The organism is Calditrichia bacterium (genome assembly GCA_020634975.1).
GTDB lineage: Bacteria > Calditrichota > Calditrichia > RBG-13-44-9 > J075 > JACKAQ01.
Genome location: JACKAQ010000005.1, coordinates 19678 through 43377, shown reverse-complemented (window position 1 = coordinate 43377; position 23700 = coordinate 19678). Strand labels below are relative to the sequence as shown.

The window sequence follows — 23700 nt, the reverse complement described above, 5'->3', positions numbered from 1 at the left end:
GTCAAGTCACATTTGCCAAAAAATAAGCTGTGACCATACTATTAACACAACATCTCGGTGGTGTGTCAAATCTTACAGAAATAACCAGAACCCGGTCGGTAAAAAAAATGTTATTTATCGGGAAAATAATCTGATCTATAAAGAATTATTTCTCAATTATGCACACAGCAAAAGCAAAAAGTGAGGTTGAATTGAATCTAATTCAACGATTTTCACCATCCAAAATATATTAATTTCAGGATACTAAAGCCATTGAGGTGAGATTCTGTTGATTTTTTCGCGATTTGACCAACGTAATGGCATTACCCTGCTCATTAAAATATATCTCATCGATGATGTGGTGAATCAGCATAAAACCTCTGCCATAAGGCTTTGTATTGATTTCACCATTTTCAGAGTTTCGGATATAGCTTTTCCAATCAAAACCGGGGCCTTCATCCGCAATGGTAAGTGAAAAACACCGCTCGTTATAAACCAGATTGATTTTTAACAAACGTTCGCCGAATTTTGCATCGGCTAACCGGTTTTCCCGCAATTCCTCAAACATCATCAATTTGTCAAAATCATTGCCCTTCATTGCAGACGGCAACTCCAGATTGCCGTGTTCAATGGCATTAATCAATGTTTCGAGAAATGCAACATGATATTGATTGAATTGCTCTTTATTACAAAATCCGGAATTCAGCAAATAATTTGCGAGATGGAAAGCAATTACCCCGGGATCGGCTTTGTTGGTCGGAAAAGTGTAGCTAACGTTTAGTGCATCAGCATATTCCAGTATGCGCGCTTTCTTTTCAGATTTGATGCGATACCGCAATACTTTTTCCACTACTTTGCGCACTTCATCCAGCTTAAAAGGTTTGATGATATAATCTTTCGCCCCGTATCGAATAGCTGTAATGACATGATCCAGCGTTTTCAAACCGGTAATCATAATAATCGGGATTTCTTCTTTCGTTTCGCTCACAATTTTGAGGAAATCCAGACCGGACATTCCCGGCATACCTATGTCACTAATTACCAACGATATATCGGGAACTTTGTCCAACAAATCGATGCCGGCTTTTGCCTCAAAAGCTTTGGAAACCTTGTAACCCTGCGCCTCGAAATACTCAGCCAGGATTTCAACAACTTCCCGCTCATCATCGATGATCAGAATATGTTTTTGAATATGTTCCATCGCCATAAACTATTATTTTTCTATGGGAAACAGCTGATCCAATTTTATCGATTTAAACAATTCCAACAGATTTTCATTAATGCCTTTGATGCGCATTTTTTTGCCTTTTGCGACTACATTCTTGTAAAAAATCAGCAATTTGCCAATGCCGGATGAGGTAATAAACGGCACATAAGTGAAATCGAAAATTGCCAAATCGAAATCTTTATGCATCAAATCCTGAAATTTGGACTTCAGCTCTTCTGCATTTTCATTGTCAACAGCACCGATAATTGAAACGTTAAGCGTTCCATTTTGCTGGCCATACTTAAATTCCATTACAAACTCCTTTTGGTAATTTTACGGAACTAATTCAATTCAATTTTAAATATCAAGTTATACACAAGTAAAAACCGTATTCCTGTCAGTAATTATTTCGGCAGGATTGGTTCAAAGGTTGAGTGATAATTTAAGTTTTATATTTATTCGGAAGGATACGAAAAGCGAACGAACTGTATGTTATGACAGCAATTTACGTACAATATCCACATCTGCCGGGCTAAACTGTAAAGCCGACATTTGTTCCGGCTGAACCCACCGGATTTCTGTGTGATCCAGCAGATGGAATTGACCGCTGATCAACTTACACCAATAGGACATCAACAAAATAACACGCTCACCGTCCCGTTGGCTAACGATGTGAAACGGAAAATTTACTTCAATATCCACACCGAGTTCTTCCCTGATTTCTCTAATCAGACCGGTTTCGGGTGATTCATCGACGTGCAATTTGCCGCCGGGAAATTCCCACATCCCGCCATTTGACAAATCTTCACGACGTTTTGCCAATAATATTTCGCCATCATCATTTTTGATAAGCGCAGCCAAAACAGGGAGATATATCATTTAGGCTCCACAGAATTTTCCGCAAGCTGCCGTTCAATTTCAGAAATGATTTTTGGCAAAACATCTTCCGGGCCTGTGGAAATTCGGCAACCTGCAGCATGAACATGCCCGCCACCGCCAAACATTCGGGCAACTTTGTTGACATCAACCTTTCCTTTGGAGCGAAAGCTGATTTTTGTGAGATCCGATGCAGCGTGGCGAACATACAACCCCACTTCGACACCACGAATAGACAAACTGTAATTTGCCAATTCGTCGATATCTTCTCCATTGGCTTGCTGCATAATTTCCAACGGTAAATAAATTATGCACAATTGACCGTTCAAATGATTCTGCATATTTGCCAGACCGTAACCCACAATTTTAAGCGCATCAAAAGTGTTACTGAAAAATAAATTCCCCGCAATAATATTGCTGCTGATACCCAATGAGGTCAGATGTGCAGCAATTTCGAAATCCCGTGTACGGGTGTTTGCGAAGGAAAATCGCCCGGTATCATACATTATTCCACTCAGCAACAAATCGGCCATTGTTGCATCCATCGTTGCGCTGCTACGCGAAATTATTTCGTAAATCAATTGGCATGTGGAACTGGCTTTTGTATCCACAAAACTAAAATCCGTAAAATGGTCTTCGACGGGATGGTGATCAATTTTCAGGCAAAACGGTGCATCCGGCAGCAATTTAGCAGGATCACCAATCCGGGCACGGGATGGCACATCCACTACAATCGCTGCATCATATTTTTGGGTCATATTCGAATCGTAGCTTTTAATACGTTGCCACCCCCACAAAAATTCGTATTTTTCATCCAGTTTCTGATCATGAAAAACAATTTCATATTTTTTACCGGATTGCTCCAAAAAGTAGGCGATAGCCAGCGCAGCCCCATACGCATCACCATCTGCACCCAGATGAGCCGTCACCAGATAGTTGTCATTTTGCTTCATAAAATGGAGCAAGTTTGCACATTTGTTTTCCAGCTCATGCATAATTCGGTCTCCGTAAACCTTTTGGATTTGCTTAAATATTATTTCCCGATCAATATAAACAACAGGTTTTTGTACGAATGAAAAGGGGTATCACCAAAAATCAACACATCCATTTACGACAACTTTAAAAAATATTTTAAATTGATCGGTATTTGAATTTGCCCACGGTGGATGTCAATCATCGAAAAATATAACAACAAATATAACACTTTAGCGATACAAATACTACATTGAAATAGATGATAGCTCGTCTAGGCAACACATACAGCTTAATAAACAATATCAAAAAATATATCAATCTATTTTAATCATACAAACGGACAGGAGAATTTTGGTGTTTTTTCACTTTTATCCGGAACGAAATAACGCAGTGTTGATATTTTTCGAATTCATCCGTCAGTTTAACCAGCTATTTAATTGCCCGGTCAACTCGCGAAATCAATATGTAAAAAAATGAAAATTTTCTTTGAAACCGATATTAAGGATAATATATTTGCCTCGCTGTTAACGACAGTTGGAATTTACACTTTGATGCGCCCGTAGTTCAATTGGATAGAACGCTTGACTACGGATCAAGAGGTTGGGGGTTCGAGTCCTCCCGGGCGTACGAATTTTAATCAGTCGCCCCAACGTAGCTTCTCATGCTTGATGCAAACCACGAATATTGGATGGAATTAGCTTTCAGAGAAGCCGAGAAAGCTTACCAGGCAAGAGAGGTTCCCGTTGGGGCGATTGTGGTTTATGAAAATAGAATTATCGGTCGTGGATATAATCAGATAGAGCAATTGCAAGATCCAACCGCACATGCGGAAATTATTGCTATAACAGCGGCGGCTGATTATCTGGGTTCGCGAAGATTGTTGGACACTGTCATGTATGTTACGCTCGAACCTTGCGCAATGTGCGCCGGTGCGATCGTTCTGGCGCGAATTCCGATGTTGGTTTACGGCACGATGGACCCAAAAACGGGTGCCTGTGGCTCAGTAATGAACATAGTGCAGGAAGACAGACTGAATCATCGCGTATCGATTGTTAGCGGTGTTTTGGAAAACAAGTGTTCGATGATTTTGAAAGATTTTTTCAAAAAATTGCGGGATGTAAATTAGTCCCGATTGGAGAAGTGGCCGAGTGGCTGAAGGCGCACGCTTGGAAAGCGTGTATACCTCTTGGGGTATCGTGGGTTCGAATCCCACCTTCTCCGCAAAAAAAAAGCGGGTTTCTTAACCCGCTTTTTTCACATACCCCAAAATTCGTTAATCTACCTGCCAGGTGTCACCTGAAAGCAGCAATTGCTTCAGGTCACCTTTGCCTTTTTTGGCTGTGACCTGATCAATTTGTTTATAGAACTCTTCATCATAAACCGGTCGTTTGACATCTCGTAAAACGCCCACCGGCGTTGGCATTTCCGGCAATTCATTCATTTTAGCAAGCGCATGATAATATGCATCATCCCTGTTTTGAATATCATGTGTAAGCACATCTTCCGGCATCGAATCATCTGTAGCTACTTTTTCCAACCCAAAGCCAGCCTGTCGAAATGCGAATTTCTGTAATTTTCCATATGCCAACGGTTGTTGATCTTCGAGATAAATCAGATGTTCGAACTTCGTTTTTGGATTCGTCAACGTTTCAAATGCGCCGTCATTAAAAATGTTACAGTTCTGATAAACTTCCACAAATGAAGTGCCTTTGTGTTCGGCTGCTTTCTGGAAAATCGATGCCATATGTTTTGTGTCCCGATCAATTGTGCGGGCAACAAATGTGGCACCGGCGCTCAACACCAGTGACAACGGATTAAACGGTTGATCCAGCGAGCCATAAGGCGTTGTTTTTGTTACTCTTCCGACTGGCGATGTCGGCGAATACTGTCCTTTGGTCAATCCGTAAATCTGATTATTAAACAGAACAATATTGACATCGATATTGCGACGGCAAATGTGCATCAAATGGTTACCGCCAATGCTCAGTGCATCGCCATCTCCGGTGATAACCCACACCGAAAGATCCGGGTTTGCCAGCTTTACACCGGTTGCCACCGTGGGCGCACGTCCGTGAATGGTGTGAAAACCATATGCGTTTACATAATATGGAAAGCGACTGGAACAACCGATTCCCGAAATTACCACAACTTTTTCATGCGGGACGCCGAGATCCGGCAGCACTTTTTTCATTTGTGCCAAAATGGCATAATCACCGCAACCGGGACACCACCGCACATCCTGATCCGAACCGAAATCTATTTTTTGAATGTCGCCATTGACGACCGGAATATTGTCACTCATTTATCCCCTCCGATCTGTTTGAGGATTGCCGTTTTCAGCTCGCGAACTGTAAACGGCGATCCCTTTATTTTATTAATGCCAATTGCATCCACCAAATATTTACTCCGAATCAAAGATAATAACTGACCGGCATTGAGTTCCGGCACTACTACTTTTTTGTAATTCCGTAGATGCGTTTCCAGAGATTTTGGCAATGGATTTACCCATCGCAAATGGAGCAATGAAACGCGATGCCCGGCATCCTGAAGTTGGTTAAATGCTGTAAAAACAGCACCATATGTGCTTCCCCAACTGACGATCAAAACATCGCCGCTTTCATCCCCTAACAATTTGGGCTCATCAACAACATCTGCAATGCGCTGCACTTTATCTGCGCGATACTGCACCATTTTTTCATGATTATCCGGATCATACGATACATTTCCGGTGACATCCTGTTTTTCCAGTCCACCTAAACGGTGCTCCAGACCCGCTGTTCCGGGAATTGCCCATTGGCGTGCGAGCGTTTCCGGGTTTCGTTTGTAAGGCTCGTAATCATCTGTGGATTTTGCAAATTTTATATCAATTTTAGGCAAAGCATCTGTTTGCGGCACCCGCCACGGTTCCGCACTGTTAGCCAAATACAGATCGGATAACACCATAACCGGTGTCATAAAGGTTGTTGCAATGCGTATCGCTTCGTAAGCTGCCCAAAAACAGTCCGACGGGCTGGAGGGTGCAATAATCGGCATCGGCGCTTCGCCGCTTCGCCCGAACATTGCCTGCATTAAATCCGATTGTTCCGTTTTGGTGGGCATCCCCGTGCTTGGTCCGCTTCTCTGAATATTCAAAATAATCAACGGCAACTCTGTCATCACTGCCAAACCCAAAAATTCAGATTTTAGCGCGACTCCAGGACCGCTGGTGCCGGTCACGCCTATATTACCGGCAAACGACGCACCGATTGCAGCACCGACAGCCGCAATCTCGTCCTCAGCCTGCAGAGTTTTTACGCCATAATTTTTATAAACAGACAAATATTGCAGGACATCGCTGGCAGGCGTAATGGGATAACTACCGTAAAATATTGAAATGCCAGCGGCTGTGCCGGCTGCAACCAATCCCAACGCCAATGCTTCGTTACCGGTAATCCGTCGGTAAATGCCAGGCTCTATTGTCGCATGCGGCACTTCGTAAGACGTTTGAAATAGCTCGTTAGAATCCGCAAAATTTCTACCGGCAATTAACGCGACACTATTCGCTTCGGACCAATCCGGCTGTGCAGCAAATTTTCTTTTGATCCATTCGAGCGTTGTATCTAACGACCGATTGTAAAGCCAGTATATCATTCCGAGTGCAAAAAAGTTTTTGCAACGGTCTTTTTCTTTATGGCTTAGGGTCACGTTTTCTAGTGCATCTTTGGTGAGGCGGGTCATTTCTACAGGAAAAACCTGATAACCCGTTAGGGATGAATTTTCCAGTGGATTTTCATCATATTTTGCTAATCGCAAATTGCGCTCGGTGAAGGCATCTGTATTTAAAATGATCACGCCGTTTTCTTTTAGATAATTCAGCCCTGTTTTCAAAGCTGCAGGGTTCATTGCGACGATCACATCAGCTTCGTCTCCGGGTGTGTAAACGGTTTCGCTGCTAAACTGAATCTGAAAACCGGATACACCATACAATGTGCCGGCAGGCGCCCGGATTTCTGCAGGAAAATCGGGCATTGTACTCAAATCATTTCCGGCAATAGCGGTTGTTCGCGTAAACTGGGTTCCGGTTAATTGCATCCCGTCGCCGGAATCACCCAAAAAACGTATCGTTACGCTTTTCAGCGCTGCATTTTGCTTCATAGAATCCCCAATAAAGTTTACCTTTTTACCCCTTGCGATAAAATCGGTTCAATTTATTGCATTCAATTTATTTTTCAAAATGTAATATGTGTGAATTGCAATTGAAGTTGCAAAACGCAACATCAGTAGACTGTTTCACTAACAATACGCAAGGGCGCGATCGACATAAATTAAATCGCGCCGGATATTATATTTAAAATGATGACTGTTGGGAGTGGCTGAAAGGGTGAGTTTAATACGGGACGAAAATAATTATTCGTCTTCTTTGGAATCTTTTTTGAAGATTTGAGCAGCTTTTTTCAATTGGTCAGATGTCGCACTGGCTGCAGCCCGTAGATTTTCTTTTTTGATGCGCTCGTACACTTCCTCACGAAAAATGGAAATGTCCTTTGGCGCTTCAATGCCAATCTTTACCTGCTTTCCATCAATATCAACAACAGTGATTTTAATATTATCACCGATATTGATGGACTCACCTAACCTCCTTGTTAATACTAGCATATACTTACCTCATCAAGTTTGTTTAATAAATGTAAACAAAATCTCTCATCTCTGCAATTCGAAATAGCTTATGATATAGCCTATTAGAAGATTTTAACACAATTCAGTAAATTTAGCAATAGTTAAATTTTATCAATATTCGCATAAACTTACAGGTGGCCAATCGCTAATCAATATATACCGGGTAAAAATAATAATCAATAGGCAAACATGGATTATTTTCACTTTTTCTGAATTAATTTCATTATTTATCAAGCATTACAGATAGGTTGGGGATTTGAAGTCTTTTTCGATTATGCTGGATATACAACAAAAAAGGGGAACTTTACGGCTCCCCTTTTGATAAATTATTCAGTATAATTATACATATTACTCATCTTGATATTGCCCGACAATTACCTTGGTCGGACGCAGCAATTTGTCACCAACCGTAAATCCGTCCTGAAATACCTGAAGCACACGGTTGTGTTTCGACTTGTCTTCTGTGGGTTGCATCATCAATGCTTCGTGAAGATTTGGGTCGAACTCCTCTCCCACTGCTTCGATTATCTGAACACCCTGTTTTTTCAGCAACGAGAGAAATTTTTCGTAAATCATCCGTGCACCTTGTAAAACGCTTTCCTCGTTCTCCTTTTTTTCGGCGGTTTCGAGCATCATTTTGAAATCATCCAGAATAGGCATGAACTCTTTGAGCACTTCCCCTTTGAGATAAACAGCAAATTCAATTTGCTCGCGTTCGATGCGTTTTTTGTAATTTGCAAATTCCGCACGCAACCGAATATTTTGCTCATCGGAAAGCCGTAATTTTTCCATGAGCTGATCAGCGCTAAACTTGATATTCAGATCCGGCGACTTCGTTTCTTCGGATTCAGCTTCAGTTGCATCAGCAATTTCATCCACCGGAGATTCGGACGGCTCATCCATTTTATTTTCAGAAGATTCATCATCGTTCATCCGGTTTTCTTCCGCTTCCGGTGAAACATTGATTTTATCTTCCGTTTCAATTGTTTTTTCCATTGTTTAGTGAACCCCCTTCCTGAAAAAGGATTTAACTGTTATTTATTACAAACAGTTGTCATCTGTTTTGGCAAAGTAAAAACGGGCTGGATTGGATACCAGCCCGTTTGAAAGGCAGTATTATTTATTGTCTTTGTCGTCGTCAACAACTTCGAAATCAGCTTCTTCTACAGAGTCGCCACCTTTTTTATCGGCTTCGCCTGCTGCATCTGTTTGCGCTTGGGCAGCACCGGGTGCGCCTTCCTGTCCATACAGGTTGGTCGATGCTTCGTTCCAGATTTGGTTGAGGGCATCCACTGCAGAGCGAATGTCGCCAACATTTTCGGAATCTTTCACGCTTTTCACGCGACCGACAGCGGCTTCGATTTTATTTTTTACATCCGCACCAAGTTTATCGCCGTAATCGTTCAAATTCTTCTCGGTTTGATAAACGAGGCTGTCTGCTGCGTTTCGGGCATCTACCAGTTCGCGGCGTTTGCGGTCTTCCGCTGCGTTTTCTTTGGCATCTTTCACCATTTTTTCGATTTCGTTTTCACTCAAACCGCTGCTCGCTTCGATGCGGATTTTCTGTTCGCGTCCACTGGCCAAATCTTTGGCGGATACGTTTAGAATACCGTTTGCATCGATATCGAACGTAACTTCGATTTTGGGAATGCCGCGCGGTGCGGGCGGAATACCATCCAAAATGAAGCGGCCGAGCGTGCGGTTATCACGCGCCAGTTCGCGCTCGCCTTGCAGCACATGCACTTCTACGGAAGGTTGGTTATCTGCCGCCGTGGTGAACACTTCGCTTTTGCGGGTAGGAATGGTGGTGTTGCGTTCGATCAAGCGGGTAAAAATGCCGCCCATCGTTTCGATTCCCAGCGAAAGCGGGGTTACGTCCAGCAACAGCACATCTTTCACTTCGCCAGCCAAAACGCCACCTTGAATGGCTGCGCCAACAGCCACAACCTCATCAGGATTCAACCCTTTGTGCGTTTCTTTGTTGAATTTTTCTTTTACCAGCTGCTGGATTCGCGGAATGCGGGTTGAGCCGCCAACCAGAATCACTTCGTCAATTTCCGAGGTGGACAATCCGGCGTCATCCAACGCTTTTTGAACCGGAACCAGAGTGCGCTGGCTCAGATCTTCAACCAATTGTTCAAATTTCGAACGGGTGAGGGTCATTTGCAAGTGCTTCGGTCCGGATGCATCTGCGGTAATAAACGGCAAGTTGATGTCCGTTTGCAGCGTGCTGCTGAGCTCGATTTTGGCTTTTTCCGCCGCTTCGCGCAAACGTTGTAACGCCATCGGATCTTTCCGCAGATCGATGCCGTTCTCTTTTTTGAATTCTTCGGCAATGTGATCGACAACGCGCTGGTCAAAATTATCACCACCGAGATGGGTATCACCGTTGGTCGATTTCACTTCGAAAACGCCGTCGCCAATTTCCAGGATGGAAATATCGAAGGTTCCACCGCCGAGGTCGTAAACCGCAATTTTTTGATTACTTTTCTTTTCCAAACCGTAAGCAAGCGCTGCGGCGGTTGGCTCGTTAATGATGCGCAATACGTTCAAACCGGCAATTTCACCGGCTTCTTTAGTTGCTTTACGCTGGCTGTCATTAAAATATGCCGGAACGGTAATGACCGCGTCGGTCACTTTGTCACCGAGATAATCTTCCGCAGTTTGTTTCATTTTCTGCAAAATCATTGCGGAAATTTCCTGTGGCGTGTATTCTTTTCCGCCGGCTTCCACAACCGCGAGGTTGTTTACACCGTCTTTCAGCTTATAGGGCACCATTTTGCATTCTTCGGTGGCTTCGGATAATCCGCGTCCCATAAAGCGTTTGATCGAGTAAACGGTGTTGCTCGGGTTGGTGATCATCTGGCGTTTGGCTGTTGCGCCAACCAGAATTTCACCGGATTTTGCAAACCCGACGATCGATGGGGTGGTTCTGCTACCTTCGGAATTTGGAATTACGGTGGGCTCGCCACCTTCCATCACAGATACGACTGAGTTGGTTGTTCCCAAATCGATGCCGATTACTTTCTTTGTTGCCATAATGTTATTCCTCCTTGTGGATCGTTTTATTCGTAATAAATTATTGTCATTTCTTCACACTTTTATTCGCGCACAGTATTAATACAACAATAGTGCCAAAAACACATCTATTCTTTAAAAGATTGTTTTCATTGGGTTTATGAAAAATATTGATTTATCAAAAAAGGAATGTATTTTAAGTGACAATGTGACAGTATGCCATTTTAGCATGCCATGATGACAAACCATGTGACGAGCGAAAAAAAGCGCGGCCGGATTTTCACCAGCCGCGCTGAAGAAAATGGTCTCATTTTTTAGAGCACGGATTCAAAAAATAATCCGTTGTGAATCACTTTGTGCGGTTTGCCGGTCAGTTCCCAGCCGTTGAAAGGCGTGTTGGTGCTTTTGGAGAGGCTGCGTTTTACATCAAATTTCCAGGTTGCGGCGGGATCAAAAATGGTAATGTTTGCCGCCTTTCCTTTTTGGATAACCGGCACTTCCAACCGCAAAATGCGATACGGATGCACCGTTAATTTGGCAATCATCGATTTCAGATCCAGGATGCCGGGTTTCAGCAGTTGGGTAATCGATAGTCCCATTGCGGTTTCCAGCCCCACAATTCCGAACGGTGCGTAAATAAATTCTGAGGCTTTTTCTTCCCACGAATGCGGGGCATGGTCCGTGGCGATCACATCGATTGTGCCATCTTTCAAGCCTTCCAAAATTGCCGCGACATCGTCTGCGCCGCGTAACGGCGGCTTCATTTTGGCATTCGTATCGTAATTTTTCACCGCTTCGTCAGTCAGTGTAAAGTGATGGGTGCAAGCTTCCGCGGTTACCGAAATGCCTTTTGCTTTTGCCTGCCGAACCAGATCAACGCCGCCTTTGGTGGCAATATGCTGAACGTGAAATCTGCCGCCGGTGTATTCTGCCAACATAATATCACGGGCGATCATCACATCTTCCGCAATCGACGGAATCCCGCCGATGCCCCATCGCGTTGACCAAAATCCCTCGTGCATGTGTCCTTCTTCGGTCATCGTTTTGTCCTCTTCGTGACCGAGAATGGGGATATCGACCATTTTGCTGTATTCCAGCGCGCGGCGCATAATTCCGGCACTCATCACCGGATCGCCATCATCGGAAATGGCTACGGCGCCCTGTTCGACAAGGTCCAGAATTTCCGCCAATTCGTTGCCATCACGGTGTTTGGTGATCGCCGCAACCGGATGAACATTGACGAGCGAGCCTTTCGCGCGATCGATTATATATTGAATAATTTCCTGCGAATCGATTGCCGGCGTGGTGTTGGGCATGCAGCAAACTGCCGTAAAACCGCCATTTGCGGCAGCCAGCGAACCGCTTTCCACCGTTTCTTCATCTTCCCGACCGGGTTCGCGGAGATGCACGTGCATGTCCATCCAGCCGGGTGAGAGCACTTTGCCCTGCAGATCTTCCACAATGCCATCGAAGCCATCTGCGGGAATTTTGCCGACGGATTCGATCACACCGTTTTGGATGAGCACATCCTGTTTTTCATCGATATCCAGTGCGGCATCGACCACATGAGCGTTTTTTAGCAACAATTTTTCCGGCAACGGCTGATATTTGGTTGATCTTTTTTCTCGTGCTTCATGATTATAATTCACTTTTGCCTCCTCCTAATAAATAGAGCACCGCCATGCGCAAGGCAATGCCGTTGGTAACTTGTTCCAAAATAACGGAGTGTTCGCTATCCGCAACTGCGCTGGAAATTTCCAACCCGCGATTCATGGGTCCGGGGTGCATAATCAGCACCGGTTTCTCGGCTTTGTCCAACCGTTCCTGTGTGATGCCAAAAAAGTTGTGGTATTCCCGCAAAGATGGGAACAGCCCGGTTTTCTGTCGCTCCAGTTGGATACGGAGAATGTTGAGCACGTCCACTCGCGGAATAATATCGTCGATGTGATAGCTCACTTCCACACCCAGTTTTTCGATATCGCGGGGAATGAGCGTCGGCGGGCCGCAAACAATCACTTTGGCACCCATCGTAATCAGCCCAAAAATATTGGACATCGCCACACGCGAATGCGACACATCCCCAACAATACCGACAGTTAAGCCTTCCAGCGTTCCGAACTTCGAGCGAATGGTCAGCATATCCAGCAACGCCTGTGTGGGGTGTTCGTGTCCGCCATCGCCAGCGTTGATGATGTTGGCATCCAGCACCTGCGTCAACAAATACGCCGCGCCGGGTGATGAGTGGCGAACCACCACCATGTCAATTTTCATCGCTTCAATATTTTTTACGGTATCGATCAGCGATTCGCCCTTTTTTACCGAGCTGGTACTCGCAGAAAAATTAACGATATCTGCGGACATCCGTTTTTGCGCCAGTTCGAATGAAATACGGGTTCGGGTTGAGGGTTCGTAAAACAGGTTGACCACCGTTTTACCCTGCAATGTCGGCACGCGTTTTATCGGGCGATCCAAAATTTCCCGGAAGGAACGGGCACTGTCCAAAATCAGTTGAATTTGTTCTGCCGGCATTCCATCCAAGCCCAGCAAATGTCTGGAATTTAGCATATGTTATCCTTGCTGTTAATATGTTGTTATTTTTAGATTTGAACACATTTTAAATCCAATTCGTTACGATATTTCCACCAGAAAAACCGCGTCGTCTTCGTCGATTTCTGTCATTTTGACACGCACTTCTTCGCCAATTGATGTGGGGATATTTTTGCCCACAAAATCGGCACGGATGGGCAATTCGCGGTGTCCGCGATCGACCAGAACTGTTAAATAAATTCTGGCGGGTCGCCCGAAATCCATCAACGCATCCAATGCCGCGCGAACCGTTCGTCCGGTGTAAAGCACATCGTCCACCAGCACAATATTTTTTTCATCGATGGCGAACGGGATGTTGGTCACCTGCACCGAGGGTTGTTTCAACCGGGTGCGAAAATCGTCGCGATACAGCGTGACATCCAGAAATCCGGTGGGCACTTCCGCATTTTCAATTTCAGTAATCTTTTTTGTGATGCGATCGGCGAGATACGCACCGCGCGTTTGCAACCCGATGATCACCAGATTTTCCGTTCCGCGATTTTTCTCCAAAATTTCGTGGGCGAGCCGGGTGATAATTCTGTCCATGTCGCGTTTGCTCAAAATTTGTGCTTTGATCGATTCAGACATAAATGACTCCTTATATTTCGGGCAAAAAAAAACCTTTGGGAGAATCCCCAAAGGTTCAATATTTACAACAACTTATATTATTCATTTTTAACATTTTTTCAATCCCTTCATCATCTCCCGGATGATATTAAAGGATGAAGTGGGCGATACAGGACTTGAACCTGTGACCTTTGCGATGTGAGCGCAACGCTCTAGCCAGCTGAGCTAATCGCCCAAAATCCGTTTACATTTTTCTCAAATATCCTTGAGCCCTGCTAATTAAAGAAGAATTTTTATAATTGTCAATCAGTGTTTGAAATTCCTGACGGGAGCGTGTGTAGTCTTTCAGCATGTAATAGCACTGCCCCAATTTGTATTGGGAATAGTCGTTTTTGTTGGAATTTTTATAAGTGAACACCTTTTCAAACGCAACAATTGCGGCGCTGTAATCGCCGAGCGCGTAATGGCTTTCGCCGATCCAGTATTGCGCATTGTCGGACAAGCTGTTGGTGCTGCCATCTGCCAAAAATGCTTCAAAAGCATTAATCGCATCGCGATAGCGACGGCTTTGGAACAAGTTGTAAGCTGCCTGATAATCTTGTTTATAGCTACCGCTACCACTCGAATAATTCATTCCGGTGTTGGTGCTGGTGTAGCTTGGTGTGGCTGTGCGTTTTTGGGTTTGGCTTTCCAACTGATCAACCTGATTTTTCAACACATCAATTGTCCGGTCTTTTTCGGCAATCCGGCGTTGCAAATCGTCAACTTCGCTCTCTAATTTGTCAACCTGATCCGTCGTTCCGGTTGCAACCGGGTTGCTTGCCGGGGTTGCGGTACGATTGGTGTTGCCTGTTTCGTTTTCCTGAAGCAGTTCCAGCAAATTGTCGTCTTGTTGCCCGGTCGTTTGGGTTCCGCCGCCGGTGTTTGTATTACTGTCAGTTTGAGAAATACCCAATAGATCGGCAATGTAATCGTCTTCCGCCTGTTTGGCATCATTGGAATTTGCACTGGATTTTTTGGAACCGGCGCATGATGCAATCAGCGCAACAATGGCAAATACCCAAATTGTTTTCCCCATTGCCTTGATCAATGTTTTCATAGCTTTCCTTTCTTTGACAGTCAACTCTGATAGCTTTAGCAGGATGCTGTTGGTCTACCTATAAATGATACGATGTTTATGTTTATATTGATTTTAGAATTTATGAATAAAAATTAACGCGTGTCAAGAAGTTATTGCGCTTTTGGCAGATTCCTTTTGGCGCGATTGCCAAATTATAAGCAATCCACCCAAAATTAAGATGATGCTGATCACCTGATTCATATACAACGGTCCGACCTGCATCTGGCTTTCGTAATAGCGAAAAAAATCTACTGTAAATCTCGATAAACCGTATAATACCAAAAACGTTCCAGCCATAATGCCGTCTGCCATTTTTTTGTGATTCATCCATATCAGTAGGGCAAAAATGAGCAGCGCATATGCGGATGAATACAGTTGGGTTGGGTGTAAATGCACATCGCCCATAAACGCAGTTGCCGGACTGCCAACCGGAAATTGCACGCCCCACGGTAAATCGCAAGCTCTCCCAAAACAGCACCCGTTGAGAAAACAGCCAATTCGACCGAACGCCAGCCCGAGTGCCAATGATGGCGCGACGCTGTCCGCTGTTTTCCAGACCGGCAATTTTTTCATGCGGACGTAAATATATCCGGTGATCACAGCGCCAATAAATCCACCCAGAAAAATTAAACCGCTTAAACCAATACTACCATCCGGCTGAATCGGCAGAAAAGTGTATTGCCAGCGTCCCTCAAATTCGCTGAGATGCGTGAGCACATACAACAGCCGCGAGCCGACAATCGCACTGATGATAATCCCGAACGCGAGGTTCACAACGGCATCTTCATCCATATTTCGTTGACGAACCAGGCGCGTGGTCAAATACATGCCAACCATAAAGGCGGTCGCCAGCATCAAGCCGTAGCTGCTGACCACAACGGGTCCGATCCGGAATAATTCCGGGTACATAGGTTTCTCCAGAATCAGTATTCGTAGCGGTGGCGATAGAAATTGAGGAGCAATCCCACCATTATCATGTTGATGAGCAAAGCAGTACCGCCGTAGCTGATAAACGGCAGCGGCAACCCGGTCACGGGAAAAATACCGACCGTCATGCCAATGTTAACGAAGGTGTGAAACCCGATAATCGCGCCAATGCCAATGGCAACCACACTACGAAATCGGTTGCGCGAAGCATTGGCAATTTGCACAACACGGATCAGAAAAATTGTGAACAACGCAAAACCGAGCATCACACCGATAAATCCGAATTCTTCGCCGATGACGGCAAAAATAAAATCGTTGTGCTGCTCCGGTAAATAGCGCAATTGGGTTTGTGAACCTTGCAAAAATCCTTTGCCGGTGAAACCACCAGAACCGATAGCTACTTTTGATTGAATAATCTGGTAACCGGAGCCCAGCCGGTCCGCTTCCGGGTTCCAAAAAGTGGTGATCCGTTTTTTCTGATAATCTTTTAATTGATTCCAAAACAGTGGCGTAAGCAATCCAACTGCAATATTTACAATAAAATAAATGCTTCCAAAAATTACATTCGGGCGAAGATAATAGAAAATAAAAACCAAAATAAATATCATCACCAGCAAAAATGTGAAATAATTGAACGACGCAAACAGAACAATTCCCGGCGTAACGAGCAGGATAATTTTTTCCGTTCCCAAACCAACCCAATAAAAAATCGGCAACACCATGATCGTAAAAACGAGAGCTGTTCCCAAGTCCGGTTGTTTGGCAACCAGCACAAACGGAACAAGAAAAATACAGCTGGCAATCAGAAATGGTTTCAAACGATTGATATCCAACCGTTCGTCCGATAAATATCGGGCAACTGCCAATAACGTCGCAATTTTTGCCAATTCCGATGGCTGAAACCCGACACCGGCAATCCGCAGCCATCGTGTTGCGCCATATCCGGACGTTCCCATGAAAAATATCAACACTAAAAAAACCAGAGAAATAGCATAACCGATATATGCAAAATCATAAATGATGCGGTTGGGCATAAATGCAACCGTCAGCATTGTGATCGTTCCCAAAAAGATCCACTGCAATTGGTTGTTAAAAAAATTGATTCCTGAAGATTGCGATGTGGAATACAATGCTGCAAGCCCCATCGCCAACAGCCCGGTAAGGCTGAGCAGCATTGTGATATCTAACTTTTTGATTTGATTTAACATAGCGCAACTTCTTTTAGTCGATGGGACGAACGTCTAATTCCGGAATTGGGCGGTTTACCAAACTATCGAGCTGTGCTTTTTTGCGCTGCTCAGCCCATAATTTTACAAGAAACGATTTTTCTTCTTCGTAACTGAATTTGCCCTGATAATAAAAATATCGTCGCAAATATTCCCCGATAACCGGCGCTGCCATCCCGCTGCCAGAACCACCATTTTCCAAAATAACGGCGACGGCAATTTCCGGGTCCTCAAATGGTGCAAATCCGATAAACCAGGCATGCGATTTTCCATGCGGATTTTGCGCTGTTCCGGTTTTGCCTGCACCGGTCATTCGCCAAACGCTGGCACGCCAACCGGTTCCGCCAGCAACCACTTGTCGCATTCCTTCGCGAACCGTTTCAAAAACTTCCGGTTTGATGTCGTTAATTTTTCCTTCAATAATTTTCGGGCGTTCTTTATCACCGGATAATTTATCTACCATTTCTTTGAATAAATGGAGTTGATAATATTTGCCGCTGTTGGCTAAAATCATCGCAAACTGAGCCATTTGCAAAGGGGTTGTAAGTAACTCCCCCTGCCCAATGGCAATATTTGCCATCATCCCTGCAGTTGCGCCGCCTTTGCCATAGCGGCGTTCGTAATAAGCCTTGCTGGGCACTAAACCATCTTTTTCACCCCGCAGTTCGACACCTGTTTTTTCGCCGAAATGAAACATCCGGCTGTATTTTGTCCACTGGTCGATACCGATTTTTAAACCCAATTGATAAAAATAAACATTGCAGGAATTTTTTATTGCGGATACCAGGTTTTGTTCACCATGACCGGCAGCATTCCAACAGCGCACCACCCGGCGACCAATCCGATAATATCCGGGGCAAAAAACCGACCATTGCGGACTAACAATTCCCTCGTTCAGTGCGGCAATTGCCGCAACCATTTTGTATGTTGATCCCGGCGGATAAGTTGCCTGAGTAACCCGGTCATACAATGGATTTCGGGGATTTGAGGTGAGATCTTTCCAAATATCAGGATCTACGGATTCAGTGAACCAGTTCAAATCGTAATCCGGTTTCGAAACCAGCGTCAAAATTTCGCCATTGCGGACATTAATGGCGACTAACGCTCCGTTGTATTCGCCAAATAACGAATCGGCAAACAATTGTAACCGGGCATCGATGGTCAAGTATAAATCTTTTCCCGGATATGGCGGGCGGCTTTCGTCCGTTTCCAGTTCGCTTACGGTTCGTCCGAGCGCATCTACCTGCACAAACCGAAAACCTTTCTGACCGCGCAATTGGTTATCAAAAAAGCGTTCCAACCCTTTTTTTCCGATCAGATCGCCAGGTTCATACTGATCCATGGCTTCTAACTCGGATTCGGTAATTTCGCCAAGCGTGCCCAAAACATGTGCAAAACTGCGGTTGTAGTTATAATTGCGTTTGGGTTCCACCCGCCATTCAACTCCCGGCAAAGAGAGTTTGTTTGCCTGAATAGTTGCCAACGTTTGTTGCGATACATAACGGGCAATTTTCACCGGTTGAAATCGACGCGATGTAAAAAAATTACGTTTAATTTTTACGGGATCCAAATCGAGCAATGAGGCGAGAAGATCGAGCGCAGATTCATTTTTATTGATCATCGCCGGAACAACGTAAATCGAAAACGCCGGGCGATTATCGGTAATCAGGCGGCCATCGCGGTCGTAAATCAATCCGCGAATGGGAATTTGTGTTTCTTTTTTTACGCTGTTCGCTTCTGATTTTTGACGGTAGATATCCTCATCCAGCACCTGCAGATTATAAAATCGCACAGTCAGGATCAGCATAGCGGCAATTATCATGACATAAAATGTCATGCGTCGCCGGTTACCGGATCTAAAATTCAGATTATTCATAGCCAGATAGCCATCGATCTAAAAAATAATAAATGACAACACCCACAATGGCAGTGTAAAGCAGGTTCGGGATAATTTGCAAAATGAGTAATGCCCACCAATGAATTTCTTTGCCGAGGGTGTTAATGTAGTTAAAAATAATATCGTGGATTAAGCCACTCACGAAGAGTGTGAGCAAAAAGCGGTTGCGTTCCTGCATCATTTTTCCAACAGCCGCAGCGGTATAACCGGTCACGGATTTACTGAGTGCGCCAACCCCTAACAAATTCCAACTCATCAGATCACTCAGGGTTCCGGCAAAAAAACCTGCGGTGCTGCCGGCAATTTTGCCGTGCTGGAGCGAAAACATCACCAGGATGATCAACACGAGATCCGGTTTCCAGCCAAAAATTTGTATCGCGTTACTGACAACAGCCTGCATCATCAATGCAACCAGGAATGCGAAAATGTACCGTGTATAAAATTGGATCAATCCGTTTCTGTCTCCACCTGTTTTTTGCGCACCACAAATACTTCTTCTAATGCGTTGAAATTAACGCTCGGCTGCACTAAAATTTTCCGGAACATACCCCGTTCATCGTCTTTTACGCTAACCACAATTCCGATCTGAATGCCAACCGGATACACACCGCCCATCCCGGAAGTGAGCACCATTTCGCCTTCTTCAACCGGAATATTTTTGAGGATATGCTGCATTTCCAGTTGGATGCCGCTGCCCGTCCATGCGATTGTGCCGATTTCCCGGCTGCCCTGCAAACGTGCGCTGACAAAAGCGTTGCGATCTTTCAACAATTGCACCAGTGCCTGTGATGATGTAACTTCGAATATTTTTCCCACTAATCCGTTCGCGTTAACAACTGCCATATTCACGGCTACGCTGTCATCTTCGCCAACATCGATCACAACAGATCCGATATTTTTTTCCGGACCGCTGGCGATAACCTGCGCCGCAACATATTCACCGGGTTCGCTTTCGCGAAAACCTAACATTCGTTTCAGCCGGGCATTTTCCAACACCATTTCCCGAAGTTGCTGATCCCGCACCCGCAGCTCAAAATTCTCTTTTGTGAGGTATTCATTTTGCACTTCGAGATCGCTTTGCAATGAAAAATAGCTGACAACCGCGTTGGTTTTCTCGCTGACTTGCAACAATACCCAACGGATTCCGCTCAACGCTGCAGGCTCGCTAAAATTCATCATAATCGCAGATAGAACGATGTATAAAATGAGAAAAAACAATGATTTATTTGGGAAAAATATTAAACGAGAAAACTTCATCCCGGTAACTTCTGATTTACAATATGAGTAAATTTATTGGATGTCAGTTAAATCAAACCGGTAAATGTCCGCAATACCACTCGGGTTTTGAAGTCATTTACCGGCGAATAATTGCACCATTCATTTTACATTCGGCGATTACTTTTTAGCAATACGGTTTGGAAACGATTGTAATCTTCCAAAATTGTTCCGCATCCGCGAACAACACAACTGAGGGAATCTTCCGCCACGTTTACAGGCAGGCGGGTTTCCTGCATCACGCGGTCATCCAGCCGGCGGAGCAGCGCACCGCCACCGGAGAGAATAATGCCGCGATCGAGAATATCCGACGCCAGTTCCGGCGGCACGCGTTCCAGCGTTATTTTGATGGTATCGACAATTGTGTGTATCGGCTCGTTGAGTGCCTCGCGGATTTCTACGGAATTCACCTCCACGGTTTTCGGGATGCCATCCACCAGGTCGCGCCCTTTCACGGAAGTGGTGATTTCCTCTTCGAGTGGCAGCGCTGAACCGACTTCGCATTTCAGATTTTCAGCGGTTTTTTCACCGATCAGCAAGTTATAATTTTTCTTGAAATATTGGACAATCGCCTCATTCATTTCATCGCCGCCAACGCGGATGGAAGTGTGCTGCACGATGCCGCTCAGCGAAATCACCGCGATTTCCGAGGTGCCGCCGCCGATATCGACGATCATGCTACCGATCGGCTTGTCAATTTCCAGCCCGATGCCGATAGCCGATGCCATTGCTTCCGCAACCAGATAAACCTCTTTTGCACCGGCACGTTCGGCGCTGTCGCGCACCGCACGTTTCTCAACTTCGGTAACGCCAGATGGCACGCAAACCACTATTTTTCCAATACTTATGCGGTTCACTTTTGCCTTTTTGATAAACTCGCGGATCATCGCTTCGGTCGCTTCAAAATCCGCAATCACGCCGTCTTTCAACGGACGAATCGTAATAATATCGCGGTGGGTGCGGCCGAGCATTTCCCGGGCTTCCTTCCCCACTGCCACAATTTTGTTGGTATGTTCTTCAAACGCAACAATCGAAGGTTCGTTTACAACAATACCTTTGCCTTTTACATAAATAAGCGTATTGGCTGTGCCCAAATCGATGCCAATATCGTTCGATAGAAAATCAAAAAATCCCATTCGGTACCTCAGTTGCTTAATGCTTAAAGTGTCGGATTCCGGTAAAAACCATACTAATACCGTGTTCGTTTGCAGCTTGAATAACTTCTTCATCGCGGATAGAGCCGCCGGGTTGGACAATCGCGGTTACGCCGGCTTTCACGGCTTCATCAACGCCATCACGGAACGGGAAAAATGCATCCGATGCCAGCACAACGCCTTGCAGCGTGCGATTGGCAGCCAGCGCTTTTTCGCGGGCGATCCGGGTGGAATCGATGCGCGACATTTGTCCGGCGCCAACGCCGTAAATTTCCCGGTCTTTCGTGAGAACAATCGCGTTGGATTTCACATGTTTGCAAATTTTCCAGGCAAATTCCAGCGCTCGCAATTCCGTGTCCGTTGGTTTCTTTTCCGTTACCACTTGCCATTCCCGGGGATTTTCCACCGGAAAATCAGCCTGCTGAACGAGCAGTGTATGATTCAAATATTTAATTTCACGGTTATCCGCAGCAAAAATTTGCGGATCCATTTTCAATAATCGTAAGTTTTTCTTTTTCTGTAATAAATTTTGCGCGTCAGCATCAAAATCCGGTGCAATAATGCACTCAAAGAATATTTTGGAGATATGTTCCGCCGTTTCCACATCGATTTTCCGGTTGCACGCCACAATACCACCGAATGCCGAAACCGGATCACCCTGCAGCGCACGTTGGAAGGCATCTGCCAGATTATCGGTGCTGCTGGCCGCGCCGGCAGGATTGGTATGCTTGATGATCGCGCAGGCGATGTCCGGTAAATCCAGCGCAAGCGCGTACGCAGCGTGAATATCTGCATAATTGTTGAACGAAAGCGGTTTGCCCCAGAGCACTTCTGCGGCTGCCAAACCAGACGGTTTTTCCCCGAACGTGCTATAAACCGCAGCCGACTGGTGAGGGTTTTCGCCGTAGCGAAGTGGCTGTAATTTCTGTAAAAACAACGTGTTGTATTCCGGCAACAATTCATCTTCGCCATTGGCTTTTGCCAAAAATGCGGTGATCTGGCTGTCATACCACGAGGTGTAAAAGAAAATTTCCCGGGCGCGTTGCTGCGACCAGGCTTCGGGAATTTCGCCTTTATTTTCGCTAAAAATATTCAGAAACGGGGCGTATTGCGATGCATCGTTAAGCGCAACAACATATTTGCAATTTTTCGCGGCGCCGCGCAACAACGTCGGCCCGCCGATATCGATGTATTCAATCGCTTCATCCACCGGAAGTTGTTTTTCGACTGCTTCTTTCACGAAAGGATAGAGGTTCACCACCACCAGATCAATCGGTTCGGCGTTCAGTTTTTGCAAATCAGCGAGATGATCCGGTGTTCGTTTCGCCAAAATCGGTGAGTGGATCATCGGGTGCAAGGTTTTCACCCGTCCGCCGAGCACTTCGGGATAACCGGTGACCGTTGCAACTTCGGTTACCGGAATGTTGTTTTTCTCCAAAAAAGCGGCTGTTCCGCCGCTGGAAATTATTTCGACGCCATGTTTGTGCAGTTCACCGGCGAACTCCGCCAATCCGGTTTTGTCCCAGCAACTGATCAGTGCGCGTTTAACGCGAATCATTATTTTGCCCCTTTGAGAATTACGCGCTGTCCATCGACAGTGTATTCGTTGTCAATCAACCGTTTCAGCGCATCCGGAAATGCAATGTGTTCCTCCGCAAGCACCCGTTCGGCAATCGCCGCCGGCGAATCGCAATCTGCAATATTCACCGCGCGTTGCAGGACAATCGGTCCGGCATCGTATTCGTTATTCACCAGATGAACCGTAACACCGGAAAAATGCACGCCGGAGCGAAACACCGCTTCGTGAACCCGCATGCCATACATGCCTTTTCCGCCAAACGCGGGTAGCAATGCCGGATGAATGTTCAGGATGCGATTTTCAAATGCGGTTACCACATTTTCGGGAATTTTCCGGAGATACCCTGCCAAAACGACCAAATCTGTTTGATGGGAATTGAGAATATCCAGCAGTTTCGATCCGAAATCGGTTGAATTCTGGAAATCTTTGGGTCGGACGACGTGGGTCGAAATGTGGTTTTCCCGGGCGAAACTGAGTGCCCCTGCCTGTTCTGAATCTGATATGAGCGTAACGATTTCTGCGGAGATGTAACCATCCCTGGTTTTGCGATGAATTGTTTGAAAATTACTGCCTCGTCCGGAAGCAAAAACGGCTATTTTGATCAATTTAACTTCTCCAAATCAGGTAATAAATATAAGGCATAACTGCAATTTTGTCA

General features: G+C 45.2%; 22 protein-coding genes and 3 tRNA genes. 3 read left to right on the top strand and 22 right to left on the bottom strand.

Going from position 1 to position 23700, the window contains the following annotated elements:
* Positions 1–235: 235 nt before the first annotated feature.
* From H6629_21795 to H6629_21780, 4 genes are all read right to left on the bottom strand, one after another.
* Positions 236–1180 carry a response regulator gene (locus H6629_21795; GenBank protein ID MCB9070416.1) on the bottom strand — a complete coding sequence of 315 codons (945 nt, stop codon included), beginning with the start codon at positions 1178–1180 and terminating at the stop codon, positions 236–238.
* A gap of 12 nt (positions 1181–1192) precedes the next feature.
* Positions 1193–1498 (bottom strand): STAS domain-containing protein, encoded by a 306-nt coding sequence (locus tag H6629_21790; protein MCB9070415.1) that lies wholly within the window; start codon positions 1496–1498, stop codon positions 1193–1195.
* A 180-nt stretch (positions 1499–1678) separates the two neighbouring features.
* Positions 1679–2065 carry a (deoxy)nucleoside triphosphate pyrophosphohydrolase gene (locus tag H6629_21785; protein ID MCB9070414.1) on the bottom strand — a complete coding sequence of 129 codons (387 nt, stop codon included), beginning with the start codon at positions 2063–2065 and terminating at the stop codon, positions 1679–1681.
* Positions 2062–3057, bottom strand: a complete 996-nt coding sequence (locus tag H6629_21780) for a bifunctional oligoribonuclease/PAP phosphatase NrnA (GenBank protein ID MCB9070413.1) — start codon at positions 3055–3057, stop codon at positions 2062–2064. Before H6629_21780 ends, H6629_21785 begins: the two co-directional genes overlap by 4 nt.
* A gap of 533 nt (positions 3058–3590) precedes the next feature.
* Here H6629_21780 and H6629_21775 point away from each other — a divergent pair.
* The 3 genes from H6629_21775 (at position 3591) to H6629_21765 (ending at position 4258) form a co-directional block, all read left to right on the top strand.
* Positions 3591–3664: transfer RNA gene (locus tag H6629_21775), tRNA-Arg, on the top strand.
* A gap of 34 nt (positions 3665–3698) precedes the next feature.
* The gene (gene tadA, locus H6629_21770; GenBank protein ID MCB9070412.1) at positions 3699–4163 is read left to right on the top strand and encodes a tRNA adenosine(34) deaminase TadA; all 465 of its coding nucleotides are present in this window, start codon (positions 3699–3701) and stop codon (positions 4161–4163) included.
* Positions 4164–4171: 8 nt separating this feature from the next.
* Positions 4172–4258: transfer RNA gene (locus H6629_21765), tRNA-Ser, on the top strand.
* A 52-nt stretch (positions 4259–4310) separates the two neighbouring features.
* Here the strand turns inward: H6629_21765 and H6629_21760 are convergent.
* The 18 genes from H6629_21760 to H6629_21675 all read right to left on the bottom strand — a co-directional run bounded on the left by H6629_21760 (position 4311) and on the right by H6629_21675 (position 23647).
* Complete coding sequence (locus H6629_21760) at positions 4311–5339, bottom strand: 2-oxoacid:ferredoxin oxidoreductase subunit beta (GenBank protein MCB9070411.1); 1029 nt, start codon at positions 5337–5339, stop codon at positions 4311–4313.
* Entirely contained in the window at positions 5336–7171 is a 1836-nt protein-coding gene (locus H6629_21755; protein ID MCB9070410.1) for a 2-oxoacid:acceptor oxidoreductase subunit alpha, read from the bottom strand. The genes H6629_21760 and H6629_21755 overlap by 4 nt, the downstream gene beginning before the upstream one ends.
* A gap of 252 nt (positions 7172–7423) precedes the next feature.
* The gene (gene csrA, locus H6629_21750) at positions 7424–7672 is read right to left on the bottom strand and encodes a carbon storage regulator CsrA (protein MCB9070409.1); all 249 of its coding nucleotides are present in this window, start codon (positions 7670–7672) and stop codon (positions 7424–7426) included.
* 369 nt (positions 7673–8041) lie between these two features.
* A complete protein-coding gene (locus tag H6629_21745) occupies positions 8042–8689 on the bottom strand; it encodes a nucleotide exchange factor GrpE (GenBank protein MCB9070408.1) in 648 nt (215 codons plus the stop codon).
* Between the two features lie 120 nt (positions 8690–8809).
* Positions 8810–10732, bottom strand: a complete 1923-nt coding sequence (gene dnaK / locus H6629_21740; protein ID MCB9070407.1) for a molecular chaperone DnaK — start codon at positions 10730–10732, stop codon at positions 8810–8812.
* Between the two features lie 293 nt (positions 10733–11025).
* Entirely contained in the window at positions 11026–12309 is a 1284-nt protein-coding gene (locus H6629_21735) for a dihydroorotase (protein ID MCB9070406.1), read from the bottom strand.
* Positions 12310–12349: 40 nt separating this feature from the next.
* On the bottom strand, positions 12350–13276 hold the full coding sequence (locus H6629_21730; protein ID MCB9070405.1) for an aspartate carbamoyltransferase catalytic subunit: 927 nt from the start codon (positions 13274–13276) through the stop codon (positions 12350–12352).
* A 63-nt stretch (positions 13277–13339) separates the two neighbouring features.
* A complete protein-coding gene (gene pyrR, locus H6629_21725; protein ID MCB9070404.1) occupies positions 13340–13885 on the bottom strand; it encodes a bifunctional pyr operon transcriptional regulator/uracil phosphoribosyltransferase PyrR in 546 nt (181 codons plus the stop codon).
* 140 nt (positions 13886–14025) lie between these two features.
* Positions 14026–14099 (bottom strand) — tRNA-Val (locus H6629_21720).
* 9 nt (positions 14100–14108) lie between these two features.
* Positions 14109–14963, bottom strand: coding sequence for a tetratricopeptide repeat protein (locus H6629_21715; protein MCB9070403.1), 855 nt, complete (start codon positions 14961–14963; stop codon positions 14109–14111).
* 123 nt (positions 14964–15086) lie between these two features.
* Complete coding sequence (gene lgt / locus H6629_21710; protein MCB9070402.1) at positions 15087–15893, bottom strand: prolipoprotein diacylglyceryl transferase; 807 nt, start codon at positions 15891–15893, stop codon at positions 15087–15089.
* Between the two features lie 14 nt (positions 15894–15907).
* A complete protein-coding gene (gene rodA, locus H6629_21705) occupies positions 15908–17119 on the bottom strand; it encodes a rod shape-determining protein RodA (protein MCB9070401.1) in 1212 nt (403 codons plus the stop codon).
* Between the two features lie 13 nt (positions 17120–17132).
* Entirely contained in the window at positions 17133–18974 is a 1842-nt protein-coding gene (gene mrdA, locus H6629_21700; protein MCB9070400.1) for a penicillin-binding protein 2, read from the bottom strand.
* A gap of 31 nt (positions 18975–19005) precedes the next feature.
* Complete coding sequence (gene mreD / locus H6629_21695) at positions 19006–19437, bottom strand: rod shape-determining protein MreD (protein MCB9070399.1); 432 nt, start codon at positions 19435–19437, stop codon at positions 19006–19008.
* A 44-nt stretch (positions 19438–19481) separates the two neighbouring features.
* Positions 19482–20213 (bottom strand): rod shape-determining protein MreC, encoded by a 732-nt coding sequence (gene mreC, locus H6629_21690; protein MCB9070398.1) that lies wholly within the window; start codon positions 20211–20213, stop codon positions 19482–19484.
* A gap of 203 nt (positions 20214–20416) precedes the next feature.
* The gene (locus H6629_21685) at positions 20417–21445 is read right to left on the bottom strand and encodes a rod shape-determining protein (GenBank protein ID MCB9070397.1); all 1029 of its coding nucleotides are present in this window, start codon (positions 21443–21445) and stop codon (positions 20417–20419) included.
* A gap of 16 nt (positions 21446–21461) precedes the next feature.
* On the bottom strand, positions 21462–23021 hold the full coding sequence (purH, locus tag H6629_21680) for a bifunctional phosphoribosylaminoimidazolecarboxamide formyltransferase/IMP cyclohydrolase (protein MCB9070396.1): 1560 nt from the start codon (positions 23019–23021) through the stop codon (positions 21462–21464).
* Positions 23021–23647 (bottom strand): phosphoribosylglycinamide formyltransferase, encoded by a 627-nt coding sequence (locus H6629_21675; protein ID MCB9070395.1) that lies wholly within the window; start codon positions 23645–23647, stop codon positions 23021–23023. The genes purH and H6629_21675 overlap by 1 nt, the downstream gene beginning before the upstream one ends.
* Positions 23648–23700 lie beyond the last annotated feature (53 nt).